Origin of the sequence: Streptomyces sp. NPDC048419, from assembly GCF_043200415.1 — a bacterium.
Classification (GTDB): domain Bacteria; phylum Actinomycetota; class Actinomycetes; order Streptomycetales; family Streptomycetaceae; genus Streptomyces.
In genome coordinates this window covers 1-12,045 of record NZ_JBICXT010000008.1, presented here as the reverse complement: position 1 = coordinate 12,045, position 12,045 = coordinate 1, and the positions used below count along the sequence as shown (strand labels likewise).

15 protein-coding genes are annotated in these 12,045 nt (G+C 69.6%); 9 read left to right on the top strand and 6 right to left on the bottom strand.

The window, feature by feature from the left end; genetic code table 11:
- The first annotated feature begins 103 nt into the window (after nt 1-103).
- Entirely contained in the window at nt 104-835 is a 732-nt protein-coding gene (locus tag ACGFYN_RS18410) for a dienelactone hydrolase family protein (protein WP_393866862.1), read from the top strand.
- A 146-nt stretch (nt 836-981) separates the two neighbouring features.
- Nucleotides 982-1,956 (top strand): DMT family transporter, encoded by a 975-nt coding sequence (locus ACGFYN_RS18405; protein ID WP_393866861.1) that lies wholly within the window; start codon nt 982-984, stop codon nt 1,954-1,956.
- Between the two features lie 39 nt (nt 1,957-1,995).
- On the opposite strand, the gene ACGFYN_RS18400 is transcribed toward ACGFYN_RS18405, so the two are convergent.
- Nucleotides 1,996-3,420, bottom strand: a complete 1,425-nt coding sequence (locus tag ACGFYN_RS18400; RefSeq protein ID WP_393866860.1) for an FAD-binding oxidoreductase — start codon at nt 3,418-3,420, stop codon at nt 1,996-1,998.
- 76 nt (nt 3,421-3,496) lie between these two features.
- Nucleotides 3,497-4,507, bottom strand: a complete 1,011-nt coding sequence (locus ACGFYN_RS18395) for an NADP-dependent oxidoreductase (RefSeq protein WP_393866859.1) — start codon at nt 4,505-4,507, stop codon at nt 3,497-3,499.
- A gap of 112 nt (nt 4,508-4,619) precedes the next feature.
- On the opposite strand from ACGFYN_RS18395, the gene ACGFYN_RS18390 reads away from it, so the two are divergent.
- From ACGFYN_RS18390 to ACGFYN_RS18375, 4 genes are all read left to right on the top strand, one after another.
- A complete protein-coding gene (locus ACGFYN_RS18390; protein ID WP_393866858.1) occupies nt 4,620-5,198 on the top strand; it encodes a TetR/AcrR family transcriptional regulator in 579 nt (192 codons plus the stop codon).
- Nucleotides 5,199-5,323: 125 nt separating this feature from the next.
- Nucleotides 5,324-6,295 (top strand): LysR family transcriptional regulator, encoded by a 972-nt coding sequence (locus ACGFYN_RS18385; protein ID WP_393866857.1) that lies wholly within the window; start codon nt 5,324-5,326, stop codon nt 6,293-6,295.
- Nucleotides 6,292-6,576, top strand: a complete 285-nt coding sequence (locus ACGFYN_RS18380) for a cupin domain-containing protein (RefSeq protein WP_393866856.1) — start codon at nt 6,292-6,294, stop codon at nt 6,574-6,576. Before ACGFYN_RS18385 ends, ACGFYN_RS18380 begins: the two co-directional genes overlap by 4 nt.
- Nucleotides 6,577-6,636: 60 nt before the next feature.
- Complete coding sequence (locus tag ACGFYN_RS18375) at nt 6,637-7,245, top strand: GNAT family N-acetyltransferase (RefSeq protein ID WP_393866855.1); 609 nt, start codon at nt 6,637-6,639, stop codon at nt 7,243-7,245.
- Nucleotides 7,246-7,251: 6 nt separating this feature from the next.
- Here ACGFYN_RS18375 and ACGFYN_RS18370 read toward each other — a convergent pair whose 3' ends face one another.
- Entirely contained in the window at nt 7,252-7,896 is a 645-nt protein-coding gene (locus tag ACGFYN_RS18370) for a hypothetical protein (protein WP_393866854.1), read from the bottom strand.
- 318 nt (nt 7,897-8,214) lie between these two features.
- Nucleotides 8,215-8,607, bottom strand: coding sequence for a DUF4232 domain-containing protein (locus ACGFYN_RS18365; protein WP_393866853.1), 393 nt, complete (start codon nt 8,605-8,607; stop codon nt 8,215-8,217).
- Here ACGFYN_RS18365 and ACGFYN_RS18360 point away from each other — a divergent pair.
- The 3 genes from ACGFYN_RS18360 to ACGFYN_RS18350 all read left to right on the top strand — a co-directional run bounded on the left by ACGFYN_RS18360 (nt 8,561) and on the right by ACGFYN_RS18350 (nt 10,452).
- On the top strand, nt 8,561-8,836 hold the full coding sequence (locus ACGFYN_RS18360) for a hypothetical protein (RefSeq protein WP_393867137.1): 276 nt from the start codon (nt 8,561-8,563) through the stop codon (nt 8,834-8,836). The genes ACGFYN_RS18365 and ACGFYN_RS18360 overlap by 47 nt on opposite strands.
- 348 nt (nt 8,837-9,184) lie before the next feature.
- Entirely contained in the window at nt 9,185-9,727 is a 543-nt protein-coding gene (locus ACGFYN_RS18355) for a DUF488 family protein (protein WP_393866852.1), read from the top strand.
- A 92-nt stretch (nt 9,728-9,819) separates the two neighbouring features.
- Nucleotides 9,820-10,452 (top strand): DUF1345 domain-containing protein, encoded by a 633-nt coding sequence (locus ACGFYN_RS18350; RefSeq protein ID WP_393866851.1) that lies wholly within the window; start codon nt 9,820-9,822, stop codon nt 10,450-10,452.
- Nucleotides 10,453-10,494: 42 nt separating this feature from the next.
- Here ACGFYN_RS18350 and ACGFYN_RS18345 read toward each other — a convergent pair whose 3' ends face one another.
- Nucleotides 10,495-11,238, bottom strand: a complete 744-nt coding sequence (locus tag ACGFYN_RS18345) for an SAM-dependent methyltransferase (RefSeq protein ID WP_393866850.1) — start codon at nt 11,236-11,238, stop codon at nt 10,495-10,497.
- Nucleotides 11,239-11,390: 152 nt separating this feature from the next.
- Nucleotides 11,391-12,045: lectin (locus ACGFYN_RS18340; protein ID WP_393866849.1), on the bottom strand; the 655-nt coding region annotated here is incomplete at its 5' end.

The following is a 12,045-nucleotide window of genomic DNA, read 5'->3' as shown; positions in this document are numbered from 1 at the left end:
GGCCGAAGGGGAGGGACAGGCGAGGGGCAGCCGGCTGCGGCCGCTGCCCCTCGCCGACCTTCAGTAGAGTTGGGCCGATGACGGCTGAGACACGGGGGCAGTGATGACTGGTCAGTGGGAGACACTCGGCGAGGCGGGCGGCATCGAGGCGTACGTGCACCGCCCGAGCGGTGAGGTGCGGGGCGCCGTGGTGGTCTGTTCCGAGCTGTACGGAGTCAACGCATACGTCCGCGAGACCTGCGCGGAGTTGGCGGCGGCCGGGTATGTCGCCCTGGCCCCCGACTACTACTGGCGCAACGCGCGCCGCACCGAACTCGGTTACTCCGCCGAGGAGCGCGAGAACGGCCTGGTGCTGATGCGCGCGCTGGACCGGGACGAGCTGGTTGCCGACGCTTCCGCCGCGCTGGCGGCAGCACGTACCGAAGCGGGGGAGCGGGGTGTGGCGTTCCTGGGCCTGAGCATGGGCGGCCATGTCGCGGTCCGTGCGGCGACCGAGCTGAGCTTCGAGTTGGCCGCGGTCTTCTACCCGGGGTGGCTGCTGAACAGCGGCTTCCCGCTGGTCGGTCCCGTGCCCCCGCTGGAGAGCAGCGAGCGGATCGCCGCGGGCGGCGCGTTCGTGCTGGGCTTCCGCGGTGAACTGGACCACATCATTCCGGCCGAGGAGTGGGAGCAGGCCGACCAGCGGCTCACCAAAGCCGAGGTGCCGCACGAGCTGGTGACCTACCCGGGTGCCCGCCACGGCTTCGCCTGCGTCGACCGCCCGGCCGACTACGATCCGCAGGCCGGCGCCGACGCCTGGCGCAGGGTGTACGCCGCTTTGGCGTCACACCTGTAGGCCTTCACGAGGCCGACGTCCGCCGGCTCGAGGACACCGACAACGCAGCCGGCGGCGAGAATGGACAGATTGTCCAGGATTCCCGAACGGTACGTTCATGATCGGCACGTGGACACGAACAATGCCGTGCGCCTCTACTGGGGGCCATGAGTCCGCAGAAGTCGCTCCGCACCCCGCGCCGTGCCGCCGAGGCCGGGTTCCTCATGGCGCTCGCCAGCATGTCCACCGTGCAGCTCGGCTCCGCCCTGACCGTTCCGCTGTTCGGCGAGCTCACCGCTGTGGGCGCCGCCGGTCTTCGCCTGGGCTGGGCCGGGCTGCTCCTGCTGGTTCTCGTACGGCCCCGCCGCCGCGACTTCGCCCGCCCCGATCTGCTCGCCTGCACCGCTCTGGGTGTCGCGACCGCCGGCATGATGCTCTTCTTCATGCTCGCCATCGCCCGACTGCCGATGGGCACCGCGAGCGCCCTGGAGTTCCTCGGCCCGCTGGCCGTGTCCCTGTACGGGCCCGGCGCGGGTCGCAAGACATGGACTGCCGCGGCCGCCACGGGAGTTGCTCTGCTGACCGAACCCTGGCGCGGCAGCCTTGACCTGATCGGCGTCGGATACGCACTGGCCGCCGCAGCTTGTTGGGCCGCCTACATCCTGCTGACCCAGCGCATCGGCGACCGCGTCACCGGTCTGAAAGGGCTGGCCGTTTCCATGCCGGTCGCGGGCGCACTGAGCATGCTCATCGCCGCGCCCACCCTCTCGACCCACCTCACCTGGCCCGCAGCCTGGACCATGCTGGGGCTGGCCGTCCTGAGCCCCTTGGTGCCCTTCGCGCTCGAATTCCTCGCCCTGCGCCGCCTGACGAGTTCCGCCTTCGGCACCCTGATGAGCCTGGAACCCGCCATCGCCCTGCTGATCGGACTGGCCGTGCTCGGCCAGACTCCCGGGCTGGCATCCGCCCTCGGCATCGCCTTCGTCGTCACCGCCGGCGTGGGCGCGACCCGCGCCGGAGCCCGCCCGGCCACCGAACACGCCCTCGGCGAATCAGGTGTCGGCGTTGGACGCGTCGTAGCCGTAGAAGCGACGACGATGCCGGCCACGCGTGCGGAACCGCAGGCGCGAGGTACGACCTGAAGTCGAGCCGTACGCCGTCGTCGGCGGTCACGGGCGCTGTCACTCCCCGTGCGGGAATGCCTTGCCTGGATTGAGGATGCCCTGCGGGTCGAGTGCGCTTTTCACGGCGCGGTGCATGGCGAGCACTGCGGGCGAGAGCTCGCGCTTGAGGCCGTCGGCCTTGAGGATGCCGACGCCGTGTTCGCCGGTGACCGTTCCGCCGAAGGTGAGCGCGGCGTCGAGGATCTCTTCGAAGGCGAGTTGGGCCCGTTCGCGAGCCGCCTCGTCCCCGGGATCGGTGATGAGCAGCGGGTGCAGATTGCCGTCGCCGGCGTGGGCGATGTTGGCGATGGTGATGTCATGGCGGCGGCCGATCTCCTCGATACGGCCGAGCATGGCCGGGACATGTTCGCGCGGGACGCACACGTCTTCCGTGAGCACCGGCCCGAGCCGTTCGAGGGCCGGGTAGGCCAACTGCCGTGCGGTGAACAGTGCTTCGGCCTCCTCGGGGTCGGTGGAGCGTTCGGCCCAGGTCGCGCCCGCGCCGCGGAAGCAGCCCACCACCTCGTCGGCCAGACCCTCGCCCCGCTCACCCGGTTCGTCGACCCGGGCCAGCAGGACGACGTCCGCTTCCAGGGAGAGGCCCATGTTCTTCCAGGCATCGACGGCCCGCAGGCAGTGCCGGTCGACCAGTTCGAGCGCCGACGGGGTGATTCCCGCGGCCGCGACGGCGCGGACGGCCTCGCCCGCGGTGACCACGTCGGAGAAGTAACCGGCCACGGTGATCGCCGGCGCGGGCAGCGGACGGAGCCGGACGGTCACCTCGGTGACGATGCCGAGCGTTCCCTCCGAGCCCACGACGAGCCCGGCCAGGTCGTAGCCCGCCACGCCCTTGGCGGTACGGCGGCCGAGGCGCACCACCTCGGCGGTACCGGTGACCACCTCCAGTTCGAGGACGTAGTCGCGTGTGACGCCGTACTTCACGCAGCACAGACCGCCGGCGTTGGTGGCCACGTTGCCGCCGATGGTCGACCATGGCGAGCTGGCCGGGTCCGGCGGATACCACAGTCCGTGCTCGGCGACGGCCGCGCGGAGGTCGTCGTTGACGACGCCGGGCTGAACGACGGCCAGCCGCTCGAGCGGATTGATGTCCAGGATCGACGTCATCCGGTCGAGGGTCACCACCACGCAGCCGTCCACCGCGTTGGCGCCGCCCGAGAGCCCGGTGCCGGCGCCCCGCGCGACGACGGGGGCGCCGTGGCGGAGGCAGATCTCGACGGTACGGCGCACGTCCTCGGTGCTGTTCGCACGGACCACGGCGGCTGCGCGGCCGACCGGCGCCCACTCGGCCTCGTCGTGGCTGAGACCGGCGACGATGTCCGCGTCCAGCAGGACGCGGCCCTGCGGCAGTGCGGCGCACAGGTCCTCGACCAGCGGGACGGTCAAGGGGGGAGGCACGGGCACGCTCAACGGTTCTTGGGTCATGCTCTCAGTGGATCATTCCCAGGGCGCTGAACACAGTGGAGATGCCCTCCAGGTTCGGGCTTGATCGGGGAGGACCTTAATCCACCGTGAGCACGATCTTGCCCTGGACGTGTCCACGTGCGGCGCGTTCGTGTGCTGCGCGGGCGTCCGAAAGGGCAAACGTGCTGTCGATCGCGACGCGCACTGCGCCCGCATCGAGCAGGCGTCCCAGTGCGGCGAGCTGCACACCGCTCGAGCGGACCTGTGCGGTCGAGACCGTGACACCCAGCTTCGCGGTTTCCTCTTCGTCGAACACCCCGGGCATTACGGCGAATTGGGCGCCGCCGCGCTTGAGTGTGTGCAGGAAGCGGCGGCTCTCGGGGCCGCCGACGGTGTCGACGACGACGTCGACGTCGCGCACGAGTTCCTCGGCGCGATGCTTGGTGTAGTCGATGAACTGGTCGGCGCCGAGCTCGCGCAGGAAGGATTCGTGCGCGCCCGACGCCACCGCGATGACGCGCGCGCCCCTCCACTTCGCCAGCTGCAGCGCGAAGTGCCCCACGCCGCCTGCGGCTCCGTTGACGAGCACCGTCGTGCCGGCGTCGAGTGACACCGGGCGATGCGGTGCCTCCTGGAAGGGCGAAGGGTGATCGTGTCCGACCTCGATCAGGAACTGCCAGGCCGTCAGCCCGGCCATGGGCGCCCCGGCGGCATGCACGTGATCGATGCCGGCGGGCTTGCGTGCGAGGTCCGACGCGGGTGCGGCCACGTACTCGGCGTATGCGCTGCCGTGGAAGCTGGGAAAACGTAGAAGGCCGAAGACCTCATCACCGACGGAGAGGCCGGCCACGTCCGCGGCGACGGCCTCGACGACGCCCGACACGTCCGTTCCCGGGATCAGAGGCAGGCTGACCGTCGATTCCTCCTCCCCAGGCATGGTGGTCATTCCGCCGCGCAGGTACCAGTCCGGAGGGTTGATGCCGATCGCGTGTACGCGAACGAGCGCCTCACCCGGCCCCGGCCTGGGGATCGGAACCTCGTCGTAACACAGAACTTCCGGACCGCCGTGCTCATGGAGGCGGACCGCTCCCATCGTGTGGGTCGACATCGTTTTCTCCTGCCCGCATCTACGGGATAGTCTTATTCGGATCAGTGCTCCACATAAGTGAACCACTGATCCGAATATATGGACCACTGATCCGGATAGTCAAGGGGGGCATATGCGGGCCGACGCCAGGAAGAACCGAGACCACCTGCTCGACGTATCGGGCACCGCCATCGCCGAGCAGGGCGTGGACGTGTCGCTGCGCGACATCGCGCGCAGGGCCGATGTCGGGCTCGCCACGCTCCTGCGGCACTTCCCGACGCGCGAGGCGCTGCTCGATGCCCTGCTTCGCACGAGCTTCGACGAACTGACGGCACGCGCCGACGAGTTGGCGGCCTCGACGTCGGCCTCTCCCGAAGATGCACTCGTCTCGTGGCTACGCGAATGCGTCGCGTGGACGACCGAGTATCGAGGCGTGACCGTACTCATGGCGGCCGCCATCGAGGACACGGAGTCCGCACTCCACGCGTCGTGTGTCACCTTGCGTGCGGCCGGTGCGCGGCTGCTCTCCCGCGCTCAGGCCGCCGGGGGAGCGCGGAGCGACCTTGACGGCACCGAACTGTTCGCGCTGGTGGCGATGCTCGCCTGGCTCGGCGACCAGCCCTCGCTCGCACCGCGCGCCGATCACCTCTTCGATGTGGTGGCGAGCGCGATTCTGACGAGTGAAGGGAAGGGCCGGACCCGGCCTGCTTGACGCATGGGCGGAAGCGAGGCGAGGGCCTTGAGCGAGCTCACGATCCCTTGTCCAGGTCCTCCGCATCGTTCGTCCCCCCGCGTCGTCCACGTACATTCCGTTCGACGACCCTGGACAATAGAGGGATGGAGACACGGCGTCTGCGGCTACTGGTGGAACTGTCCCGGCTCGGATCGATGCGCGCCGCAGCGGACGCCGTGGACACCACCACCTCGACCGTATCGCAGCAACTCACGGTTCTCGCACGGGAGATGGGCACCGCCCTGATCGAACCGGACGGCCGGCGGGTGAGGCTCACTCCGGCCGGCCGGCGCCTGGCCGAGCACGCCACGGTGATCCTCGCCGCCGTCGAGACCGCACGCCTCGACCTCGCCCCCGACACCGAACCCAATGGAACGCTGCGGGTCGCCGGATTCTCCACCGCCATCCGCACTCACCTGCTGCCCCTCATCTCCGACCTGACCGTCAGCCACCCCCGGCTGCGCGTCCTCATCCGCGAACACGAACCTGCCGAGGCCCTGGAACTGCTCGCCGCGGACGAGACCGACCTCGCGCTCACCTACGACTACAACCTGGCGCCCGCCGACTCCGATCCCGCACTGCACACCACTGCCCTGTGGACTGCCTTCTGGGGCCTCGGCGTCCCCGTCGACGCGGATGTGGATGTGCCCGGCACGGCTGACACCCGGGACGTCTTCGCCCGCTTCCGCGCGCAGGACTGGATCGTCAACTCCCGTAGCACCGCCGACGAAACAGTCATCCGCACTCTGGCCTCCATGGCGGGATTCACCCCTCGCATCACCCATCAGGTCGACAGCCTCGACCTGGTCCAGGGCATGATCACCACCGGGCTCGGTGTGGGCCTGCTGCCCCTGGGCATCCCCACCTTTCCCGGCGTGCGCCTCATTCCGCTCATCGACCCACGGGTGACGCTGCGCGCCTACGCCGTCGCGCGCCACGGGCGCCTGGCCTGGCCCCCGCTCACGCTGGTCACCAACCTCCTGGCCCAGCGGGCGGCGGCCACAGCCGCGCATTCACCCCGCCCCGACACTGCCGGGCCCATCGACCCGCCACGAATGCAAGGAGAGCGACCATGACCACCACGGCCCGCGCGAGTGTGCAGCACGAGGACGAACGCGTACGCGTCACGCGCTGGGACTTCGAGGCCGGGCAGAGCACCGGCCGACATGTCCACGAGTACGACTACGTCGTCGTCCCGGTCACCGACGGGCGAACCGACGTGATCAGCCCCGACGGCTCGGTCACCCCTTCGCAGCTCACGGCCGGCGAGTCCTACGCCCGTCCGGCAGGCGGCGAGCACGAGGTCGTCAATGCCGGCGCCTTCCCGCTGGTATTCGTCGAGATCGAGCTGAAGTAGCCGAGAAGGACAACGGAATCCGTCGAGTGCAAGGTGCGCCAGGACGGATATCGTAGAAGGGTGACCCGCACCTACCGGCCCGTCTCCGCCCGGCCAGCCACCCCGGCGGACACCGACGCCATCGTCGACACCCTGACCACCGCCTTCTTCCGCGACCCGCTGTGGGGGCCGGCCTTCCCCGACGAACAGCGGCGCGCCGCGCAGGCGGCCGCCATGTGGCGCCTGTACGTCACCTCCGCACTGCGCTACCCCTGGACGCTCGTGACGCCGGGGGCGGAAGCGGCGGCCGTATGGATCCCGCCGGGCGGCACCGAACTCACCCCGCAGGAGGAAGGCGGCCTGGAGCCCCTGCTGACCCAGGCGGCGGGCCTCGAGGTCACCAAGGCCATCCTGGCGATCTACGACCAGCTGGAGGCCGCCCATCCCGACGAGCCCTGCTTCTACCTCTCCCTGCTAGGTGTCCACGACGACCACCGCGGCAACGGGCTGGGCATGGGCCTGCTGGCCGAGAGCCTCACCCGCATCGACGCACTCGGCGCACCCGCCTACCTTGAATCGTCCAACCCGGCGAACCTCGCCCGCTACCGAAGCGTCGGCTTCACAGCCCGCGACACGATCACCATCGCCACGGGCCACATCGTCACCACGATGTGGCGCCCGGCGCGCTGATCGGAGTCAGGCCGAAGGCTCGGCGGCCGGCTCGTCCTGCGTGGCGGATCCGGCGGTTTCCGGGGCGGTGTAGAAGACGGACGTGCCCTGCTTGGTGCGCTGGGCCTGGCTCTTGGCCACGAGCCCTTCGAGTGTGGTGCGCACGACGGTGGTCTTGGCGTTGCGCTCGGGATGCTGCTGTCCCAGGGCAGTGGTGATCTCGGCTGCGGAGCGGGGTTCGTTCTGGCCCGCCAGGTGCTCGCGTACGAGGTCGACGAGCGTGGGTGCGGCGGACGAGGTGGCCGGCGTCTTGGCGGCCGTCTTCTTGCCGGTCCGCCTGCGGGCCGGGGCGGGGGCCTTCTCGGCCTTCGTCCGCTTGCCTGCGCCCTGGTCTGCTGCCTTGCCTGGGGCCTTGGCGGCGGGCTGCCGCCGCTTGCGAGGAGCAGGCACGGTCGCGACGGGTTCGGTTGCCGGTGGGGTGGAGACGCCGAGGGCCTGCTGGATGCTCACCAGCACGGTGTTGTCGTGCCGCACGGCCGCCAACTGCTCCTGCAGCGCCTCGATTTCACCGCTGAGGCGTGCTTGTTCCTTGAGGTTGCGCTCAAGGTCGTCGGCAACCTGCGTGCTGTACTGCGAGGTCAACTCGGTGGTCGTCGTCGGGGTTTCGGACATCGTGCTCACACCCTTCCTGGGTGCTACGGCCGGTGGGCGGCGAGCCCGCGGCGTATGCGAAATCAAACGTGTGTGTTCTTCTGCCAGGTGCTGTGTGGGCCTTGGCAGTTACTGCCGCACAGTCATGTCTGAGCGATGGTACGGAAAACCTGAGCAATCTTCTCAGCAAACTGGCTGAAACCACCGGTCTGCTCACCGTTGCCGCCGCCTTCGGGCGTCCCGTTGACCTCGCAACTCGCGCGCAGCATGCGCCTGGTACCGGAAATGACTCAGGCCCAGCGGAAGGAGCCTCCTCCCGCTGGGCCTGAGCATGTGGACCTACGAAGGCTTCACCGCCGTTACCGCGGTGACCGTCGCCGCGTTGTCGCACTCGGCGAACTGACCGTCGGCCAGGGCGACTTGGTGCAGGCCGGAGCCAGGCAGACCGACCACCATCGTCGGATAGACGACGGGTTGCGCACCGGACTTGCAGTAGCCGTCACCCTCGCCCTGGACCTGGACGAACGTCAGCTTCACCCACGCCTTGCCGCCGGGGGTGACGCGCACCGCCGACGACGAGCCCGTGCGGGTCACCGCGAGAGGCGTGTTGTGCTGCGGAGAGCCGTTGGCCGCCCCCGCGACCGTCGGATAGCCCTTGAGGAGGCATGTCTGAGCGGAGGTATTGGTGAACTCGACGATCGCCGCTCCGGTCCCGGTGCCCGCGGGGCGCACGTCGGCCTGGTACGCGGTCGCACTCAGGGCCTTCGCCGCACATGTGCCGACGGGCGCACCCGAAGGCCGGGACACCGGGGACGCGCCGGCGGTCGGCGCCGTCGACGTCTTCGCACCGGAAGGCGTCAAGGCCGTGGCGGAGGGCGTCGCGGACGAGGACGCCGTGGTAGCCGGCGCCGTCGCCCCGGACGGCGAGGGGCCCGCGCCCGCCGTGTCGCCCCCCGGCTGACAGGCGGTCACCGCCACCGCGGCCGAGACTGCGGCCACCACCATGGCGGATCTGCGGATGCCTTTTCCGTACTGCATGTCGCCCCCGATATCGGATTGCACTGGGCCGGCTCCTTGCCGGCACTCGTCGAGGGAGAGGGCGGCACGGATCGCGGGGTTCCCTGGTCGGAAGGCTGTGACCCGGCGGTGACAAGATCAGGCCGGGTTCGGCACATCACGGTGGCGGAACAGTCCAAGAGCGTTAAGGAGCAGACCTACGGGGGTACGCGTCGTCGGGTGGAAGGGACCATCGGGTGGAAGGGACCAGTCGAAGGGACCATGAGGGAGAGCGCCGACGAAGGCGTAGGAAATGAACTCTCGGCGTATCTGGACGATCGGGCACTCCACGCGTGACTTCGGCGACGTGTTGCAGATGCTGCGCGACCACGACATCACCTGCCTGGTCGATGTCCGGTCGTATCCTTCGTCGAGGAAGTTTCCGCAGTGGAATCAAGCAGCGATCATCGAGGCGCTTCCGCCCGATATCGCGTACCGCTGGATTCACCGGTTGGGCGGCCGACGGCACACTCCGAAGGGAGTGCCGACAGCGAACGGAGCCTGGCGGGTCAAGGCGTTCCGCGACTACGCCGACTACATGGGCACCGATGAATTCGCCGAAGGTCTGGGGGAGTTGCTCGAGCTGGCCGAGCTCGGGCGGCCGGTCATCATGTGCAGTGAGGCGGTGCCCTGGCGGTGCCACCGCAGGTTGATCACCGACGCTCTGCTCGTCGAGGGTGCGCAGGTCGTGCACATCATGTCGGGCACGTCGGCGAAGCCGGCCGTCTTGAACGAGCACGCGCAGGTCCATGACGGGCACTTGACCTACCCACCACCAAGCCTGACGCCGCCATGACCGATGTCGACGACGACCTCAGGAAGGGGTCCTCAAGGGCGCCCGCCGCGCCGCCGAGACGGTCGTCGCCGACGCAACTACTGTGCAGGTCCATGAAGATCTCGTTGCCCGTGGATGCCATGCCCCGACTGTCCGGTGCCGTAGCCATAGGTGCCGTGGTCGGTGCCGCTGTGGGACTTGGGGTGGGCGCCGTGCGCGGGGCGCTGGCCGGGATCGTCGTGACCCAACTCGCCTTCGTCGCGGCGGGATGGGCCGTGCTGTGGCCGATGGATGCCGCCGCCACCAGGCGAAACGCCAGGCGTGAGGATTTCCGGCCCGTCATCGAGGAGCTCGTCGTCGTGGCGGTCGCGTCGTGCGGCTTGTTGGCCATCGTGCTGTTGCTCCTGGTCGGACCGTCAGACAAAGGGCACGTCGGCGCCGCACTCGCGGTCTTCGGCGTGGCCCTGGCCTGGGCCGCCCTGCACCTGATGTACGCCGCCCGCTACGCCTACGTCTACTACGAGTCCTCGGGCGGGATCGACTTCAACTCGGACGACCCGCCCGCGTACCGGGACTTCTTCTACTTCAGCTACAACCTCGGCATGACGTACCAGGTGTCCGACACCAACGTCTCCAGCTCGCTGATCCGTGCCATCGTGCTGCGCCACTGCCTGCTGTCCTACGTCTTCGGCACCGGCATTCTCGCGACCGCCATCAATCTTGTCGTAGGGCTCGTCGCGGGCTGAGGCAGGTGCCTCGTAACCCGTACAGCTTCACCAAGATCGGCGTCAGGCGGGGTCGGGTGTCCGGCGCAGGACCAGCGAGAGGAAGCCCCACGTGGCCCGGTACACGCGCAGCCATTCGGTGCGCCGGAGCGTGGCCGTCTCGAGCACCTGCTCGCTGTCCGGGTGATCGGGGTGGTCCAGGGCCCATGAGGACAGGGAACCCCAGCACGACCATTCGTAGTCGTCCAGCTCCTGACGCGAGCTGACGTGCCCGTCGACGGGCACCCAGCCCTCGGCCTCGACACGCTCCACGGTGGTCGCCAGGTCGGCGAAGTCCCCGAGCATCTCGACGGCCTCCGGCGACGGAGAGTGCTCCCAGAACCCGTCACCGACCAGGACACGACCGCCGGGAGCCAGATGGGTCCTGGCTGCCGCGAGGGTCGGCAGCAGGCCGCCGAAGGCATGCGCGGCCCCGAAGCTGAGAACCACGTCGAACGGCTTCTCGGACACGAAGTCCTCGGCCTTTCGGCGATGGAGGACGAGGCGGTCCTCCACGCCGAGATCGCGTGCCGCGGCGGCCGCCTGGGCCAGCGCGTCCTCGGAGATGTCCACGCCCTCGGCGTGCACACCCGGCCGTGCTGCCAGGGCGCGCAGGAGCCATTCCCCTCCGCCGCAGCCGAGGTCGAGCACCCGCTCCTCGCCGGTCGGCAGACCGCGATCGAGGAGGCGGCGGACCGAGTCGTCTTCGAGCGGGGACTTGATCGGGTGCTCGGCGTGAGCGATGTGGGAGATCTGTTCGCGATTCACCGGGGCAGCCTGCCAATGGCAGAGGGTTCGCGCATCTCAATTACGTGGGACGACATGCGCGTACGCCTGCCGGCGTGTTGTGGCCGCCCCCCGGGTGCGGCGGGCCAGGCCGCTACCGGCCGGGCCCGCCGTCACGCGTTGACCCCGAGAGGTCAGCCGATCGTCCACTTCTGGTTGGCTCCTCCCGAGCAGGTCCAGATCTGCAGCCGGGTGCCGTTGGCCGAGTTGTTGCCCGTCACGTCGAGGCACTTGTCGGCCTGCGGGTTGACGATGTCGTTCGCCCCGCTGACGGCCCACTTCTGGTTGGGGCCGCCGGTGCAGTCCCAGAGCTGGACGGTGGAGCCGTCGGCGGTGCCGTTGCCGGTCACGTCCAGGCACTTGCCGAGCGCGCGGATCGTGCCGTCGGAGCCCACGGTCCACTGCTGGGCGGCGGTGCCGTTGCAGTCGTAGAGCTGTACGGGCGTCCCGTTGGCGGAGTTCGCCCCGGCGACGTCCACGCACTTGCCCGCAAGACCCCTGAGCGCCGCGCCGGTGGAGGTGCTGCCGGTCGTGACGGAGACGGAGTCGACGATGAGTTGTTGGGGGAGGGGGGTGGTGTTGTCGGGGTCGCCGGGCCAGTAGCCGCCGACGGCGAGGTTGAGGATGAGGAAGAAGGGTTTGTTGAAGACCCAGGTTTTGCCGGCGAGGTCGGCGGGGGTGCGTTTTTGGTAGGCGGTGCCGTCGACGGTCCAGGTGATGGAGTCGGGGGCCCAGTCGACGGCGAAGGTGTGGAAGGCGTCGGCGAAGGCCTGGCCGCCGGGGAGGGTG

What these genes read in the sequence shown, in the direction of transcription:
- ACGFYN_RS18410 (WP_393866862.1), top strand. Translation starts at nt 104, where the DNA reads ATGACTGGTCAGTGGGAGACACTCGGCGAGGCGGGCGGCATCGAGGCG.
- ACGFYN_RS18350 (WP_393866851.1), top strand. Translation starts at nt 9,820, where the DNA reads ATGAAGATCTCGTTGCCCGTGGATGCCATGCCCCGACTGTCCGGTGCC.
- ACGFYN_RS18385 (WP_393866857.1), top strand. Translation starts at nt 5,324, where the DNA reads ATGGAGACACGGCGTCTGCGGCTACTGGTGGAACTGTCCCGGCTCGGA.
- ACGFYN_RS18400 (WP_393866860.1), bottom strand. Translation starts at nt 3,420, where the DNA reads ATGACCCAAGAACCGTTGAGCGTGCCCGTGCCTCCCCCCTTGACCGTC.
- ACGFYN_RS18370 (WP_393866854.1), bottom strand. Translation starts at nt 7,896, where the DNA reads ATGTCCGAAACCCCGACGACGACCACCGAGTTGACCTCGCAGTACAGC.
- ACGFYN_RS18380 (WP_393866856.1), top strand. Translation starts at nt 6,292, where the DNA reads ATGACCACCACGGCCCGCGCGAGTGTGCAGCACGAGGACGAACGCGTA.
- ACGFYN_RS18405 (WP_393866861.1), top strand. Translation starts at nt 982, where the DNA reads ATGAGTCCGCAGAAGTCGCTCCGCACCCCGCGCCGTGCCGCCGAGGCC.
- ACGFYN_RS18395 (WP_393866859.1), bottom strand. Translation starts at nt 4,507, where the DNA reads ATGTCGACCCACACGATGGGAGCGGTCCGCCTCCATGAGCACGGCGGT.
- ACGFYN_RS18390 (WP_393866858.1), top strand. Translation starts at nt 4,620, where the DNA reads ATGCGGGCCGACGCCAGGAAGAACCGAGACCACCTGCTCGACGTATCG.
- ACGFYN_RS18355 (WP_393866852.1), top strand. Translation starts at nt 9,185, where the DNA reads ATGAACTCTCGGCGTATCTGGACGATCGGGCACTCCACGCGTGACTTC.